11 protein-coding genes are annotated in these 14,653 nt (G+C 66.6%); 7 read left to right on the top strand and 4 right to left on the bottom strand.

Features of this window, described 5'->3' with window-relative positions:
* Positions 1 to 68: 68 nt before the first annotated feature.
* The 4 genes from AACY13_RS13800 to AACY13_RS13785 are packed head-to-tail and all read right to left on the bottom strand — an operon-like array spanning position 69 to position 5,305.
* On the bottom strand, positions 69 to 398 hold the full coding sequence (locus AACY13_RS13800) for a DHCW motif cupin fold protein (RefSeq protein ID WP_339462150.1): 330 nt from the start codon (positions 396 to 398) through the stop codon (positions 69 to 71).
* A gap of 19 nt (positions 399 to 417) precedes the next feature.
* Positions 418 to 3,558: an efflux RND transporter permease subunit gene (locus AACY13_RS13795; RefSeq protein ID WP_339462149.1), complete on the bottom strand. Its 3,141-nt coding sequence runs from the start codon at positions 3,556 to 3,558 to the stop codon at positions 418 to 420.
* 1 nt (position 3,559) lies between these two features.
* Positions 3,560 to 4,642 (bottom strand): efflux RND transporter periplasmic adaptor subunit, encoded by a 1,083-nt coding sequence (locus AACY13_RS13790; RefSeq protein ID WP_339462148.1) that lies wholly within the window; start codon positions 4,640 to 4,642, stop codon positions 3,560 to 3,562.
* Between the two features lie 6 nt (positions 4,643 to 4,648).
* Positions 4,649 to 5,305 carry a TetR/AcrR family transcriptional regulator gene (locus tag AACY13_RS13785; protein WP_339462147.1) on the bottom strand — a complete coding sequence of 219 codons (657 nt, stop codon included), beginning with the start codon at positions 5,303 to 5,305 and terminating at the stop codon, positions 4,649 to 4,651.
* Between the two features lie 289 nt (positions 5,306 to 5,594).
* On the opposite strand from AACY13_RS13785, the gene AACY13_RS13780 reads away from it, so the two are divergent.
* From AACY13_RS13780 to AACY13_RS13750, 7 genes are all read left to right on the top strand, one after another.
* On the top strand, positions 5,595 to 6,410 hold the full coding sequence (locus AACY13_RS13780) for a carbon-nitrogen hydrolase family protein (RefSeq protein ID WP_339462146.1): 816 nt from the start codon (positions 5,595 to 5,597) through the stop codon (positions 6,408 to 6,410).
* A gap of 74 nt (positions 6,411 to 6,484) precedes the next feature.
* Positions 6,485 to 6,814: a hypothetical protein gene (locus AACY13_RS13775; protein ID WP_339462145.1), complete on the top strand. Its 330-nt coding sequence runs from the start codon at positions 6,485 to 6,487 to the stop codon at positions 6,812 to 6,814.
* A 92-nt stretch (positions 6,815 to 6,906) separates the two neighbouring features.
* Positions 6,907 to 8,157 carry a TolC family protein gene (locus tag AACY13_RS13770; protein WP_339462144.1) on the top strand — a complete coding sequence of 417 codons (1,251 nt, stop codon included), beginning with the start codon at positions 6,907 to 6,909 and terminating at the stop codon, positions 8,155 to 8,157.
* Positions 8,154 to 9,668 (top strand): efflux RND transporter periplasmic adaptor subunit, encoded by a 1,515-nt coding sequence (locus AACY13_RS13765; protein ID WP_339462143.1) that lies wholly within the window; start codon positions 8,154 to 8,156, stop codon positions 9,666 to 9,668. The genes AACY13_RS13770 and AACY13_RS13765 overlap by 4 nt, the downstream gene beginning before the upstream one ends.
* Complete coding sequence (locus tag AACY13_RS13760) at positions 9,665 to 12,859, top strand: efflux RND transporter permease subunit (protein ID WP_339462142.1); 3,195 nt, start codon at positions 9,665 to 9,667, stop codon at positions 12,857 to 12,859. Before AACY13_RS13765 ends, AACY13_RS13760 begins: the two co-directional genes overlap by 4 nt.
* Before the next feature lie 46 nt (positions 12,860 to 12,905).
* A complete protein-coding gene (locus AACY13_RS13755) occupies positions 12,906 to 13,634 on the top strand; it encodes a helix-turn-helix domain-containing protein (RefSeq protein ID WP_339462141.1) in 729 nt (242 codons plus the stop codon).
* A gap of 127 nt (positions 13,635 to 13,761) precedes the next feature.
* On the top strand, positions 13,762 to 14,649 hold the full coding sequence (locus AACY13_RS13750) for a sterol desaturase family protein (protein WP_339462140.1): 888 nt from the start codon (positions 13,762 to 13,764) through the stop codon (positions 14,647 to 14,649).
* The last annotated feature ends 4 nt before the right edge of the window (positions 14,650 to 14,653 follow it).

Raw genomic sequence — 14,653 nt, 5'->3', positions numbered from 1 at the left:
CGTTCTGAGAGCGTCCCGGATTGCGCTGACGCTTATCCGGGCTACCACAGCGCTGCTCACTGCCCTCCTTAGTCGACGATAAACAGGCGTGCGCCTGTGCTGGTCGAGGAGCGGTGCGCCTCGGCCTGGTCGGCGACCTGATAGCTCATGCCGGCGGTCATCACGAACTGGCGTCCGTCTTCCAGCTCGGTGTGCAGTTCGCCTTCCAGGCACAGCAGGATATGGCCTTTATGGCACCAGTGATCAGCCAGATAGCCCGCGCTGTATTCGACCATGCGCACGCGAATGTTGCAGAAGACCTGGGTGCGCCAGTAGGCCATGCCGGTTTCGCCGGCATGTTCGCTGGGCTCGATCTGGCTCCAGTCGGTGGTGCCGAAAGGGATATTGCTTATGTCCATGCCGTTATGTCCTTGATCGCTAATGGTTCAGGCTGGCCTTGGCCGGTTTTGCCGCAAGCAGGTGTTCCGGCAGGTCGAGCAGGTCGTCGTCGAAGGTCTCCAGCGGCGGCGGGCGGCGTTCGAAGCGCGAGCCTAGCACCAACAGGCAGGGGGTCAGCAACAGGGTCAGCACGGTGGCGAAGCTCAGGCCTCCGGCGATGGCGCTGGACAGCTGCGTCCACCACTGGGTCGAGGGCGCGCCGACACCCAGGCTCGGGGTCAGCAGGTCGACGTTGACGCTGAGCACCATGGGCATCAGGCCGAGAATGGTGGTCACCGCCGTGAGCAGCACCGGGCGCAGGCGCAGGCTGCCGGTTTCCAGCGCGGCCGCGCGCGGCTCCAGGCCCTGGCGGCGCAGCTGGTTGTAGGTGTCGATCAGGATGATGTTGTTGTTCACCACGATGCCGGCCAGGGCGATCAGGCCCATGCCGACCATGACGATGCCGAACGACTGGCCATTGACCAGCAGGCCCATCAGCACCCCGGCGGTGGACAGGACGATGGCCGAAAGCACCAAAATCGCCTGGTAGATGCTGTTGAACTGGGTCACCAGGATGATAAACATCAGGAAGATCGCCACGCCGAAGGCGGTCATCAGGAAGGTGGCCGCCTCGCGCTGGTCGGCGTCCTCGCCGGCGAAGGTCACCTGCACATCGCCGGGCACCTCACCCATGGCTTCGCGCAGGGCTTGCAGGCGTTCATCCAGGCGTGCGCCTTCGGCCATGTCGGCCTGCAGGGTGATGGTGCGGTTGCCGTCGACCCGGCGCAGGGTGCCGACCTTGGGTGCCTGTTGCAGGTCGACAAAGTTCGACAGCGGTACTTGGCCGCTCGGCGTGTTCAGGGTCAGGCGACCGAGCTGGTCGAGGGAGCGCCAGTTGCCCGGCAGGCGCACGCGGATGTCCACCTCGTCGGTGGCGTCTTCCGGGCGGTAGGTGGCCAGTTTCAGGCCGTTGGTGATCATCTGCACCGCGTTGCCCACACTGAGCACATCCGCACCGAAGCGCGCGGCGGCCTCGCGGTCGACCTTGACCCGCCACTCGATGCCGGGCAGGGCGCGGTCGTCCTCGATGTCCTTGAACCCGCCAATGCGCAGCATGGTCGCGCGCACCTGTTCGACCAGCTGGTCGGCCTTAGCCGGGTCCAGCGAGCTGATCTGCAGCTTGACCGGTTTACCGCTGCTCGGGCCTTCCTCTTGCTTGCGGAACTCCAGGATGATCCCGGGGATGTCCGCCGTGCGGGTGCTCATGTCGGCGAGGATCTGGCTGGCTGAACGGCGTTCATGCCACTCGACGAACTGGAACTGCAGGGTGCCGATCACATCCGCGCCGAGCTGGCCGTCCGGTTGCGCCAGGGAGCGGGCATACAGCGCCTTGACCTCGCTCATGCCGAGCAGGCGTTTTTCCACCTGCTGCAGCAGGACATCCTTCTCCTGCACCGACAGGTCCCCACGGGCTCGCAGCCAGATTTGCGCGCTTTCCGGCTCGACCTCCGGGAAGAACTCCACGCCATGGTTGAAGCGGCCATAGGCGGTGTAGATCAGCGCGATCAGGGCCAGCATGCCCAGCAGGGTCAGGCCGGGGCGTTTCAGCAAGGTGCCCAGCAGGCGGCGATAACCCACTGCGCCACGGCCGGGCTGCGTGGTTTGCGGCAGCGGTTGGCCGCCGGTGACTGCGCCGAGCACCGGCAGGAACACCAGGGCCATGGACAGGGAAGCCAGCAGGCAGAGAATTACCGTGGCCGGCAGGTACTTCATAAACTGGCCGACCACCCCGGGCCAGAACAGCAGCGGCAGAAATACCACCAAGGTGGTGGCCGTGGAGGCAATCACCGGCCAGGCCATTCGTGTGGCCGCGTTGGCCCAGGCCTGGCGCGGGCTCTGGCCCTGGTGCAGGTAACGGTCGGCCAGCTCGGAGATCACGATGGCCCCGTCCACCAGCATCCCAGCGACCAGGATCAGGCTGAACAGCACGACGATATTGAGGGTGAAACCGAGCATCCAGATCAGCAAAATGCCGGTCAGAAACGCCCCTGGTATGGTCAGGCCGACCAGCAGCGCCGAGCGCATGCCCATGCTCGCCACCACCAGGATCAGCACCAAGACGATGGCGGTCATGACGTTGTTGAGCAGGTCGCCGAGCATGCCCTTGACATCCTGCGACTGATCCATGATGTAGCTGACCTTGAGGCCTTCGGGCAGCAGCGGCTGGGCCTTGATCATCAGCGCCTTGACCTGCTCAATGGTGTCGATGATGTTCGCGCCGCTACGCTTGGAAACCTCCAGCACCACCGCTGGCTGGCCATTGATCCGAGCAAAGCCGGTGGGGTCCTTGAAGGTGCGGTGGATGCTGGCGACATCGCCAAAGGTCACCACGCTGCCACCCACCACCTTGATCGGCATGCTCAGCACGTCCTCGAGGTTTTCGATGACTCCGGGCACTTTCAGGCTCATGCGCCCGGCACCGCTGTCCAGGCTGCCGGCGGCGACCAGGCGGTTGTTGCGGCTGACCAGATTGAACAGCTCGTTGTAATCGATGCCGTAGCTGTCCAGCACCTGCGGGTCGACGACGATTTCCAGCAGGTCTTCGCGGTCACCGCCGATCTCCACCGACAGCACCTCGGCGATGCCTTCGACGTTCTCTTTCAGGCGGCGGGCGGTATACACCAGCTCCTGTTCGGCAATCGGCCCGGACAGGCCGATCGACAGCACCGGAAACAGCGCCACGTTGACTTCATTGACCGTCGGTTCCTCGGCCTCATCCGGCAGCTTGCTGCGTGCGGTATCGACCTTCTCGCGGACATCGGCCAGGGCCAGCTTGGCGTTGAAGCCGGCATCGAATTCGAGGGTCACCGAGGCATGGCCTTCGCTGGCCATGGAGCGCATTTCCTTGACGCCCTCAAGGCTGCGCAACTCCTGCTCCAGCGGTCGTACCAACAAGCGTTCGGCGTCTTCCGGGCTGATGCCTTCGAGGGTCACCGAGACATAGATGATCGGGATGCTGACGTCAGGGTTGGCTTCCTTGGGAATGGCGAAATACGCCCCCAGGCCACCCAGCATCAGGAAGGCCAGTAGCAGCAGGGTGGTGCGGCTGCGATCCAGTGCCGCGGCGATCAGGCCATGCATCTCAACTTCCCCCTTGGGCTGGCTGGCTGAGCACCTGCTGGCCCGGTTCGACGAAGCCCTGGCCGAGGGTGATCAGCGCCACCTTGGGCGGCAGGCCGCTGACCCAGGCCCCCTGATTGTCGACGCTGATCAGCGTGACCGGGGTGAACTCGACCCGTTGCTGCTCATTGACCCACTTGACCCCGTGCCGGCCGGCCTGGTCCAGGCTCAGCAGGGCAGGCGACAGGCGATGGGCCAGGGTCTCGCCGGTCTGGATATGCAGGGTGGCGCTGGCCCCGGCCAGACGCAGGGCCTGCGGATTGTCGACCTTGACCTCGATACGGAAACTGCGTGAGCCGGGCTCGGCGGCGGCGGCGATAAAGTGCAACTGGCCGTCCAGCTCGCGGCCGTCGAGCAGCTCGATACGCACTCTCTGGCCTAGCCTGAGCTGAATCACCTCCTGCTGGGCGATCTGCGCACTGACCTTGAGCTGGCTGATATCCACCAGGGTCAGCAGGCTCTGGCCAGGCTGGACGAAGTCGCCGAGCTCGACCAGGCGCTGGTCGTAGATTCCGGCGAAGGGCGCGCGGATGCTGGTGTTGTCCAGCTGGATACGGGCCATGTCCAGCTCGGCGCGGGCTTTGGCCAGCTCGCTCTGCAAACGGATCAGTTCGTTGGCCGAGACCAGGTTGCGTTCGCGCAGGCGCGCGGCAGCCGTGGCATCGGCCTGGCGCTGGCGCACATCGGCTTCACCCTTGGCCACCTGGGCCGGGCGGTTGTCCGCGGACAGGCTCAGCAGCAGCTGGCCGGACTTGACCGGGCTGCCCTTGTCCTGATCCAGGCGCGCCACGCTGGCGCTGATCTGCGAACGCAATTCGACCCGCCGCCAGGCCTCGATCTGCCCCTGCACCACGTGCTGGCGCTGCATCGATTGCGCCTCCAGCCACTGGATCTCGACTTTCGCCAGGCCCTGTTCCACGGCGGGCTGATCGGCGCTGGCGGTTTTCTGCGCCTTGAACAGCGAGCCGCTGAGCAGCCACAGCAGCAACAGCAGACTGATGGCGACGGCGATCAACCAGGGGCGTTTGGACAACTGACTGAACATGGGGGCTTACTCGTGGCGGCGTGGTTGGGCGAGCAGATCGGCGGCCTGGGTACGCAGGCCGGCAATAATGAAATCGGTGACGCGGGCGAAGTATTCATCCAGGGCGATAGGTTCGGCCCAGTGGGCGAAACCGCCTGAGGCGATACGCGCCATCACCCCGTTGACGCAGGCCTCCACGCCCCATAGCAGGTTCTGGCAGTCGGCCGGAGCGAGGGCGTGGGTGCCCAGGGTTTGGTTGAGTATCTCGGCGAAGAAGCGCTGATAGTCGCGCTCCAGCTCGAGGAACTGTTGGCGCGAGGACGGATCCAGGCGCTCCTGGAACTCCGGTCGGTCGCAGTGCTGGCACAGCTGGGCCTGGATCGGATTGCTCAGCATCTGCTCGAAGGCGCGCAGGATCACCTGGCGCATGGCCTGTTGCGGCGCGCTGGTGGCATGCAGGGCGCGCAACTCGGCCAGGTCGGCGCGGGAGCGATCCAGCGCCAGGCGTGCATAGAGCGCCTCCTTGCTGGGGAAGTGCTTGTACACCGTGCCCTTGCCGATGGCGGCGGCAATCGCCACCTCGGCGATGGTCACCCGGTCCCAGGGGCGCGCGCCGAACAGCTGGCGCGCGGCATCGAGAATGGCGTGTTCCCGTTGTTCGAAGAGTTGATCCTGATAGCGCATGGCGGCCCGATTGCAGAATTGTGACCAGTGGTCATGCTATGACTGTTGGTCACGACGAACAAGCGAGGAGTTGTAACAGCGCATGCGCCTGCTTGCCTGCCATTGTGGATCCGCTGGCTTGTACCGCTGATCGCGGCGGCGCTGTCCGGCCAGCCAGGCAGACCCGGCGCTACCCCCGATGGGTTACCCCGCAGGCGTGATTCCCAGGCGGCAGCCGCGGATGGATACTCGCTGCACCCCAGATCGACGCAGCCCAGCTGCGCCGTGGTCGAACTAATCAGGAGCCCCTATGAAGGTCGAACTCGTGCAAATGGCCGGTCGCGATGGCGATACCGCCCACAATCTGCAACGCACCCTGGCGGCCATCGCCGACTGTGCGCCGGACAGCGATCTGCTGGTGTTCGCCGAAACCCAGCTGTGCGGTTTCCCCAATGCCGATAATGTCAGGCAGCTGGCCGAACCCCTCGACGGCCCCAGCGTCCAGGCGCTGCTGAGTGCGGTGCGCGAACGCGATGTGGCGGTGCTGGTCGGCATGCTCGAAGCCGACGACGGGCAGGTCTACAACAGCAGCCTGCTGATCACCCCGCAAGGGGTGGCCCTGCGCTACCGCAAGACCCACCTGTGGCCGGACGAGCGCGATCTGGTCACGGCGGGGGACCGTTTCGCCACCGTCGAATGGCGCGGCAGGCGCATCGGCTTGCTGATCTGCTACGACATCGAGTTTCCGGAAACCGCCCGGGCGCTGGCCAGCCTGGGGGCCGAGCTGATTCTGCTGTGCAACGGCAATATGGACCCCTACGGCCCGGTTCACCGCAATGCGCTGATCGCCCGGGCCCAGGAAAACCAGGTGTTTGCCCTGATGGTCAACCGGGTCGGAACGGGCGAGGGCGGCCTGGTGTTCGCCGGCGGCAGCGCAGTGGTCGACCCCTTCGGTCAGGTGCTCTGCGAGGCAGGGCGCGACGAATGTCGCCTGGCACTGCGCCTGGACTTTCAGCGCCTGCAGGCCGCCCGCCAGCACTACGACTACCTGGCGGACTGTCGTCTGGGGTTGCCGGGCGAACGGCTCGAACACCCCGATGGCCGCCGCGAGCTGCTGTTACCCTGAGGTCGGCTTGTCAGGGCGTGATCCTTGACCCCGGTCAATTGCCTCTGACCCGACGCAGGGCTAGACTGCCCGGCATGAACGCCTTCCCTCGCTTGTGTCTGGTCGTGCTCCTGGCCCTGGTTCTGCCCTTGCAGAGCCTGGCGGGCGTGCTGCTGGTCGCCGAGCCCTGCCCGATGAGCCAGGACACGCCGCAGGCGAGCGATTGCTGCGACGACGCGGCGATGCAAGCCAGCGGCCAGCTGTGCGTGGATATGAGCAAATGCCCCAGCGCCGGCCTGCCCCTGGCCGACGGTTACCGATTGAAACTCAAGCTGTTGCCGGCCGCCGCCGCCGTCCCGTTGTATAGCCAGGCCGAACCCCTGTCTCGACCCTCGCTTGCCCCCTGGCGTCCCCCCCGCGCCTGATTCCCGTCCCGTTTCGAACCCCATCGTGTGGCCTAGGCGGCTCGATGGTCGTTGCGCGTCCATAGCGCGCGATATCGACAGGAATCACCCGTATGTACCGTTCTATTTCCTGCCCCGGCCGTCTGCTGGCTGGGGCGCTGGCCGCTGCCTTGTTCAGCCTGCCGGTCGCGGCCCTGACCCTCGACGAAGCCTTGCGCCAGGCCGAACGCGAGGCCCCCTCGCTGGCCGCGCAAGCCGCGCAAGTCGACTCCCTGCGCAATTCGGCCATCCCCGCCGGCGCGCTGCCCGATCCCAAGTTGTTGCTGGGCCTGCAGAATGTGCCGGTCGAGGGCGATAACCGTGGCCGCTTCGACCGCGAGCCGATGACCATGCAGATGGTTGGGCTCATGCAGGAGGTGCCCAACCGCGCCAAGCGCCAAGCCCGGGTCGACGTGGCCCAGGCCGGGGTCGAGCGCGCGACCCTGGAGCAGCGGGTCGAACGGCTCAAGGTCCGCCGGCAAACCGCCTTGGCCTGGATCTCGGCGCTCGCCGTCGAGGAGAAACTGGCGCTGTTCCAGACCCTCTATGGCGAAAACGATCTGCTGGTCAAAGCGGTGCGCGCGCGCCTGGCCGGTGGCCGCGGCCAGCCTGCCGACAGCGTTGGCCCCAAGCAGGAGGCGGCGCTGCTGGCCGAACAGGAGGACCAGCTGCAGCAAAGCCGGGCGCAACAACGCGCGGCCCTGCGCCGCTGGGTCGGCCCGCGCGCCGATGAACCCCTGACCGGTCGCCTGCCGAACTGGCCGGTGGATGCCGAGCATTATCGGCACAGTCTGCAACGCCATCCCGAACTGGTGCTGTTCGATCCCATGACCGATCAAGCGCAAGCCGAGGTGCGCCAGGCCGAAGCGGACAAGAAGTCCGACTGGAGCTGGCAGCTGGCCTACCAGAAACGTGATGACGCGTTCGGCGACATGATGAGCGTGCAGTTCAGCTTCGATCTGCCGCTGTTCCCGGGCTCCCGGCAGAACCCCAGGATCGCCGCCAAGAAGGCCACGCTCAGCCAGTTGCACGCCCAGCGCGAAGCCGCCGAGCGCGAGCATGCGCAGCAGTTGGCCGATGACCTGGCCGAGTACCAGCGCCTCGACCGCGCACTGCGCCGCAGCCAGGAACTGCTGCTGCCGCTGGCCGAGGAAAAGGTCGCGCTGACCCTGGCCGGTTATCGAGCCGGTAACGGCGAGCTGGCCAGCGTGATCGCCGCCCGGCGCGAGCTGATCGAGGCGCGCCTGAAACACATCGACTTCGAACAAGCGCGCGCGCTGACCAGCGCCCGCCTGCATTTCGCTTATGAAGAGGTGAGCCAATGAGCGCTCGACTGGTAAAAACTACGCTGTTGGCGACGCTGGTATTGGGGATAGGTGCGGCCGGTGGCTACTGGTTCGCCCAGCAATCGATAAGCCTCGGGCCTGAGGCCGTTCACGCGCAAACGCAGGCCAGTACGGCATACGAGCGCAAGGTGCTGTATTGGTACGACCCGATGGTGCCGCAGCAAAAATTCGACCAGCCGGGCAAGTCGCCCTTTATGGACATGCAGCTGGTGCCGCGCTATGCCGAGGAGGGCGGCGACAGCGCCGCCATCAGCATCGATGCGAGCATCACCCAGAACCTCGGCATGCGCCTGGCCCCGGTGACCCGCGGGGCGCTGGCCAACAGCCTGGAAGTGGTCGGCAACCTGACCTTCAACAACCGCGATATCGCCGTGGTCCAGGCGCGTACGGGCGGTTTCGTCGAGCGGGTCTACGCTCGCGCCGCGGAGGATCTGCTCGTCGTCGGCGCGCCACTGGCCGACCTGCTGGTGCCCGCGTGGGTCAGCGCTCAGGAGGACTATCTGGCCCTGCGTGATGCCGGCGATCCTGGCCTGCTGGCGGCGGCGCGTCAGCGCCTGCGTCTGGCCGGCATGCCGGCGGCGCTGATCGCCCAGTTCGAGCGCAGCGGCAAGGTCCAGGCGCTGTGGACCGTGACCAGCCCCATCTCCGGCGTGCTGCAAGAACTTAACGTGCGCGAGGGCATGAGCCTGATGGCGGGTGACACCCTGGCGACCATCAATGGCCTGCGCAGTGTGTGGCTGGACGTGGCGGTGCCCGAGGCCGAAGCCCTGGGCCTGGATAAAGGCCAGGTGGTCGAGGCGCGCCTGCCGGCGTTTCCCGGCGAAGTGCTCGGCGGCAGCATCGAGGCCATTCTGCCCCAGGCCAACCTCGACAGCCGCACCCTGCGCGTACGGGTCGAGCTGGATAACCCCGATGGCCGCCTGCGTCCGGGCCTGACCGCCCAGGTACGCCTGGCCCGCCCGGCCGAGGACGATGCGCTGTTGGTGCCGAGCGAGGCGGTGATTCGCAGCGGTCGCCGCGCCCTGGTGATGCTCGCCGATGGCGAAGGGCGCTACCGCCCGGTGGAAGTCCGCCTGGGCCAGGAGGCCGAGGGCAATACCCAGATCCTCGAGGGGCTGGAGGAGGGCCAGCAGGTGGTCGCCTCCGGGCAGTTCCTGCTCGATTCCGAGGCCAGCCTGCGCGGCATCCTGGCCCAGGAGCTGGGCGCGCCGGCGGCCGAGGTCAAGCTGCAGCCGGCACTGCACGAGGCCGAGGGACAGATCGACGCCATCGAAGCAGATGGGGTGATGCTCACCCACGGCCCGTTCAAGACCCTGGGCATGCCGGGCATGAGCATGCTCTTCCCGGTCGCCGATGCGGCGCTGCTGGAGGGTTTCAAAGCCGGCGACCGGGTGCGGGTCGGGGTGCGCGCCGACGACGAGGGCATGCAGATCGAGCGCATCGAGCACCTGGCACCCGTGCATGACGGCCGCCAGGAGGCGCAGCCATGATCGCCGCGCTGATCCGCTGGTCGGTGGCCAACCGTTTCCTGGTGCTGCTGGCGACGCTGTTCGCCACCGCTTGGGGCATCTGGTCGCTGCAAAACACGCCCATCGATGCGCTGCCGGATTTGTCCGACGTGCAGGTGATTATCCGCACGCCCTATCCGGGCCAGGCACCGCAGATCGTCGAGAACCAGGTGACCTATCCGCTGGCTACCACCATGCTCTCGGTGCCGGGGGCGAAGACGGTGCGCGGCTACTCGTTCTTCGGCGACAGCTTCGTCTATGTGCTGTTCGAGGACGACACCGACCTCTATTGGGCGCGTTCGCGGGTGCTGGAATACCTCAGCCAGATCCAGAGCCGTTTGCCGGCCAGCGCCAAACCGTCGCTGGGGCCGGACGCCACCGGGGTCGGCTGGATCTACCAGTACGCCCTGGTCGACCGCACCGGCACGCATGACCTGGCGCAGTTGCGCGCGCTGCAGGACTGGTTTCTCAAGTTCGAGCTGAAGACCCTGGCCAACGTCGCCGAGGTGGCGACCATCGGCGGTATGGTCAAGCAGTACCAGGTGCAACTCGACCCGATCAAGCTGGCCAGCCTGGGCATCACCCAGGCCGAGGTGACGGCGGCCATCGGCCGGGCCAACCAGGAAACCGGCGGCGCAGTGCTGGAGCTGGCGGAGACCGAGTTCATGGTGCGCGCCTCGGGTTATCTGCAAACCCTCAGCGACTTTCGCGCCATCCCGCTGCGCCTGGATGTCGGCGGCGTGCCGGTGACCCTCGGCGAGGTGGCGCATATCCAGCTGGGCCCGGAGATGCGCCGCGGCATCGCCGAACTCGATGGCGAGGGCGAGGTGGTCGGCGGCGTGGTGATCCTGCGCAGCGGCAAGAACGCGCGCAGCACCATCGACGCGGTCAAGGCCAAACTCGAGGAACTGAAAAGCAGCCTGCCCGAGGGGGTGGAAATCGTCACCACCTATGACCGCAGCCAGTTGATCGACCGCGCGGTGCGCAACCTCGGCGAGAAGCTGGTGGAGGAGTTCATCGTGGTGGCGCTGGTCTGCGCGGCCTTCCTCTGGCACCTGCGTTCCTCGCTGGTGGCCATCGTGTCCTTGCCGGTCGGCGTGCTGATCGCCTTTACCGTCATGCAGCAGCAGGGCATCAACGCCAACATCATGTCGCTCGGCGGCATCGCCATCGCCATCGGCGCCATGGTCGACGCCGCGGTGGTGATGATCGAAAACGCGCACAAGAAGATCGAAGCCTGGCGCCAGGAGCATCCCGGCGAGGAGCTCAAGGGCGCCCAGCACTGGCGAGTGATTACCGATGCGGCGGTGGAGGTCGGCCCGGCGCTGTTCTTCTGCCTGCTGATCATCACCCTGTCGTTCATTCCGGTGTTCACCCTGCAGGCCCAGGAAGGCCGGTTGTTCGGCCCGCTGGCCTTCACCAAGACCTATGCCATGGCCGCTGCCGCGGGACTGTCGGTGACCCTGGTGCCGGTGCTGATGGGCTACTGGATTCGCGGACGGATTCCCGATGAGGCGCGCAACCCGCTGAACCGCTGGCTGATCCGACTCTACCAGCCGGCACTCGACGCCGTGCTGCGTCGGCCCAAGGCCACCCTGGCGGTCGCGGCGCTGGTGTTTCTCAGCACCCTGTGGCCGCTGTCGCAACTGGGCGGCGAGTTCCTGCCGCCGCTGGACGAGGGCGATCTGTTGTATATGCCTTCGGCGCTGCCCGGCTTGTCGGCGCAGAAGGCCGCGCAGTTGCTGCAGCAGACCGACCGGATGATCAAGACCGTGCCGGAAGTCGCCCATGTGTTCGGCAAGGCCGGCCGCGCCGAGACCGCTACCGACCCGGCGCCGCTGGAAATGTTCGAGACCACCATCGCGTTCAAGCCGCGCGAGCAATGGCGCGCCGGCATGACCGCGGAAAAATTGGTGGAAGAACTGGACCGGGTGGTGCAGGTGCCGGGGCTGACCAATATCTGGATTCCGCCGATCCGCAACCGCATCGACATGCTCGCCACCGGGATCAAGAGCCCGATCGGGGTCAAGGTCGCCGGCAGCGACCTGGCGCAGATCGATGCCGCTACCCAGGCCATCGAGAAGGTCGCCAAAGACGTGCCCGGGGTCAGTTCGGCCCTGGCCGAGCGGCTGACCGGCGGGCGCTATATCGATGTCGATATCGACCGGGCGGCGGCGGCGCGTTACGGCCTGAATATCGCCGACGTGCAGTCGATCGTTTCCAGCGCCATCGGCGGCGAGAATGTCGGCGAGACCATCGAAGGCCTGGCGCGCTTCCCCATCAGCGTGCGTTATCCGCGCGAATGGCGCGACTCGTTGGGCAGGCTCGAGCAGTTGCCGATCTACACCCCCCGGGGCAGCCAGATCACCCTGGGCACGGTGGCGCGAATCAGGGTCAGCGACGGCCCGCCGATGCTCAAGAGCGAGAATGCGCGGCCTTCGGGCTGGGTCTATGTGGATGTGCGCGGCCGCGATTTGGCCTCGGTGGTGGCCGATCTGCGCGCCGCCATCGACGAGCAGGTCACTCTGCAACCGGGCATCAGCTTGAGCTATTCGGGGCAGTTCGAGTTCCTCGAACGGGCCAACGCGCGGCTCAAGCTGGTGGTGCCGGCCACTCTGCTGATCATCTTCGTCCTGCTCTACCTGTGCTTCGGCCGCTTCAGCGAGGCGCTGCTGATCATGGCCACGCTGCCGTTCGCCCTGACCGGCGGGGTCTGGTTCCTCTACCTGCTCGGTTATCACATGTCGGTGGCCACCGGGGTCGGCTTTATCGCCCTGGCCGGGGTCGCGGCGGAATTCGGCGTGATCATGCTGCTGTACCTGAAGAACGCCTGGGCCGAACGCGAGGCAGCCGGCGACAGCAGCGAGCAGGCGCTGGTCGAGGCGATCCGCGAAGGCGCGGTGCAGCGGGTGCGGCCCAAGGCCATGACCGTGGCGGTGATCATCGCCGGCCTGTTGCCGATCCTGCTCGGCGGCGGCAGCGGCAGCGAGGTGATGAGCCGCATCGCCGCGCCCATGGTCGGCGGCATGCTCAGCGCGCCGCTGCTGTCGCTGTTCGTGTTGCCGGCGGCCTATAGATTGATGCGTCGCCGCAAGCTGCAGCCTCGGGGCATGGGTACCGAGGGCGAAATCACTGGGTTAGAGGGGGCAGTAATAGCGCCAAGGTCCGAGTAGCCTGTAGGCCTGGTTAAGTGGGCGGAACGCCCGTTGGAGTGTCGGGATGAGAACGCAGGCCCATATCGCCTGGGTCGGTCAGGCCTGGATCACCCCGGGCGTAGGGCTGTTCCTCGGCCAGGCCGGCAATAACCAGTGCCATCGGCATATGGCCGTGCAACTGGCTATCGGCCTGGAGGCACCGGTGCGGGTTGTCAGTGCCGGCGGGGAGTTGTGCGCGCCGGCGGTGGCAATCCGCGCCGGGCTGGAGCACCGCATCGAGGCGAGTCGGTTGCTGTCGATCTACCTGGATCCGTTCTGCGCCGAGGCGCGCGCCTTGCGCCTGAACGAGCCACTGCAACGCCTCGCGCTGGGTGATCCGGGTGTCCTGCTGGAGGCCCTGCAGCAGGTGGATATGCCGGCAGCGGAGCTGCGCCAGGCGCTTAACCTGTACCTGCAACTGCCGCCCGCAGCACCCCTCGATCCGCGTCTGCTGCGGCTACTGCCGCTGCTCGACGATCCCGACTGCAATCTGCAGCAGCTGGCGCAGCAGGTGCATTTGTCGCCCAGTCGTTTCTCCCACTGGTTCACCGCCAGCAGTGGCCTGCCGCTGCGCAGCTACCGCAAGTGGCACCGCCTGATCCGCGCCCTGCAGGCCGTTGGCGGCGGGCATAACCTCACGGCCGCGGCCCATGCCGCCGGTTTTGCCGATGCCGCGCATTTCTCCCGCAGTTTTCGCAGCCTGCTGGGCCTAGACCCGTCCTCGGCCTTGGGCCGGGTGCAGCTGCGTGCATAAAGCACCTGGCCGCGTAGGGTGCACCGCCTCTCGCATCGTCAGCAAGGCCATCACCTAGCCGTTTCGTTCAAGCGTTCCGGACCTCGCCGGTTGCACAGTGACTGCAATCACCTGCGAGGAACCCGTCATGCCCACAATCCCGACCCCATTGACCCTGCTGATCCGCTGGGGCAGTTACCCGCTGATCTTTGGCGGCAGCGCCGTCCTGTTGCTGAGTCTGCTCTACCGCGACATTGCCGCCTGGCCGGCGAGCCTGCCGATCGTCGCCCTGGCCGTGCTGGCGGTCGCCCTGCTGGAGCGCCTGCAGCCCTTTCGCCGGGCCTGGCTGGAAGACCACGACGACAGCCTGACCGACTTTATCCACCTGCTGGTCAACCTCAGCCTGATCCAGCTCGGCAGTCTGCTGCTGGGCCTGTTCGGCCCCTGGCTGAGTCTGGAGCTGTTTCCCCGGCATTGGCCCTGGTGGGCGCAGTTGCTGCTGGTGGTGCTGCTGATCGATTGCAGCCTGTACCTGATGCATCGCGCCAGCCATAGGTTCGCCTGGCTGTGGCAGCTGCATGCCCCGCACCACAGTGCCGAACGGCTGTACTGGGTCAATGGCGAGCGTCGGCATCCCCTGAGCGCGCTGTTGCTGGCCGGCCCCGGCCTGCTGCTGGTGGCATTGCTCGGGGCACCGGCTGAACTGAGCGCCACCTGGTTCGCCCTGCTGACCGTGCACCTGGCCTTCCAGCACGCCAATCTGGACTACGACCTCGGCCCGCTGCGGCGGTTGCTGGCGGTGGCGCAGATGCACCGCTGGCACCACAAGCGCGACTTCGAGGACGCCCAGGTGAATTTCGGCGAATTTCTGCTGATCTGGGACAGGTTACTGGGCAGCTACCACGACAGCGCCGATCGGCTCGGCAACGCCGAGGTCGGGTTGCGCGAGCGTGACTACCCCAGGAGCTATCTGGGGCAGTTGCTGCGCCCTTTTCGCCGAGCGCAGCAGGCTGCTCCCGAGTCGCCCGAAGCCTGAGCCA

Origin of the sequence: Pseudomonas sp. EA_105y_Pfl2_R69, assembly GCF_963970915.1 — a bacterium.
GTDB lineage: Bacteria > Pseudomonadota > Gammaproteobacteria > Pseudomonadales > Pseudomonadaceae > Aquipseudomonas.
Note: the sequence above shows the minus strand (reverse complement) of the source record. Positions and strands in the feature narration are given on the sequence as shown.

Coding starts and splice junctions, on each gene's coding strand:
- AACY13_RS13800 (WP_339462150.1), bottom strand. CDS start 398: ATGGACATAAGCAATATCCCTTTCGGCACCACCGACTGGAGCCAGATC.
- AACY13_RS13795 (WP_339462149.1), bottom strand. CDS start 3,558: ATGCATGGCCTGATCGCCGCGGCACTGGATCGCAGCCGCACCACCCTG.
- AACY13_RS13790 (WP_339462148.1), bottom strand. CDS start 4,642: ATGTTCAGTCAGTTGTCCAAACGCCCCTGGTTGATCGCCGTCGCCATC.
- AACY13_RS13785 (WP_339462147.1), bottom strand. CDS start 5,305: ATGCGCTATCAGGATCAACTCTTCGAACAACGGGAACACGCCATTCTC.
- AACY13_RS13780 (WP_339462146.1), top strand. CDS start 5,595: ATGAAGGTCGAACTCGTGCAAATGGCCGGTCGCGATGGCGATACCGCC.
- AACY13_RS13775 (WP_339462145.1), top strand. CDS start 6,485: ATGAACGCCTTCCCTCGCTTGTGTCTGGTCGTGCTCCTGGCCCTGGTT.
- AACY13_RS13770 (WP_339462144.1), top strand. CDS start 6,907: ATGTACCGTTCTATTTCCTGCCCCGGCCGTCTGCTGGCTGGGGCGCTG.
- AACY13_RS13765 (WP_339462143.1), top strand. CDS start 8,154: ATGAGCGCTCGACTGGTAAAAACTACGCTGTTGGCGACGCTGGTATTG.
- AACY13_RS13760 (WP_339462142.1), top strand. CDS start 9,665: ATGATCGCCGCGCTGATCCGCTGGTCGGTGGCCAACCGTTTCCTGGTG.
- AACY13_RS13755 (WP_339462141.1), top strand. CDS start 12,906: ATGAGAACGCAGGCCCATATCGCCTGGGTCGGTCAGGCCTGGATCACC.
- AACY13_RS13750 (WP_339462140.1), top strand. CDS start 13,762: ATGCCCACAATCCCGACCCCATTGACCCTGCTGATCCGCTGGGGCAGT.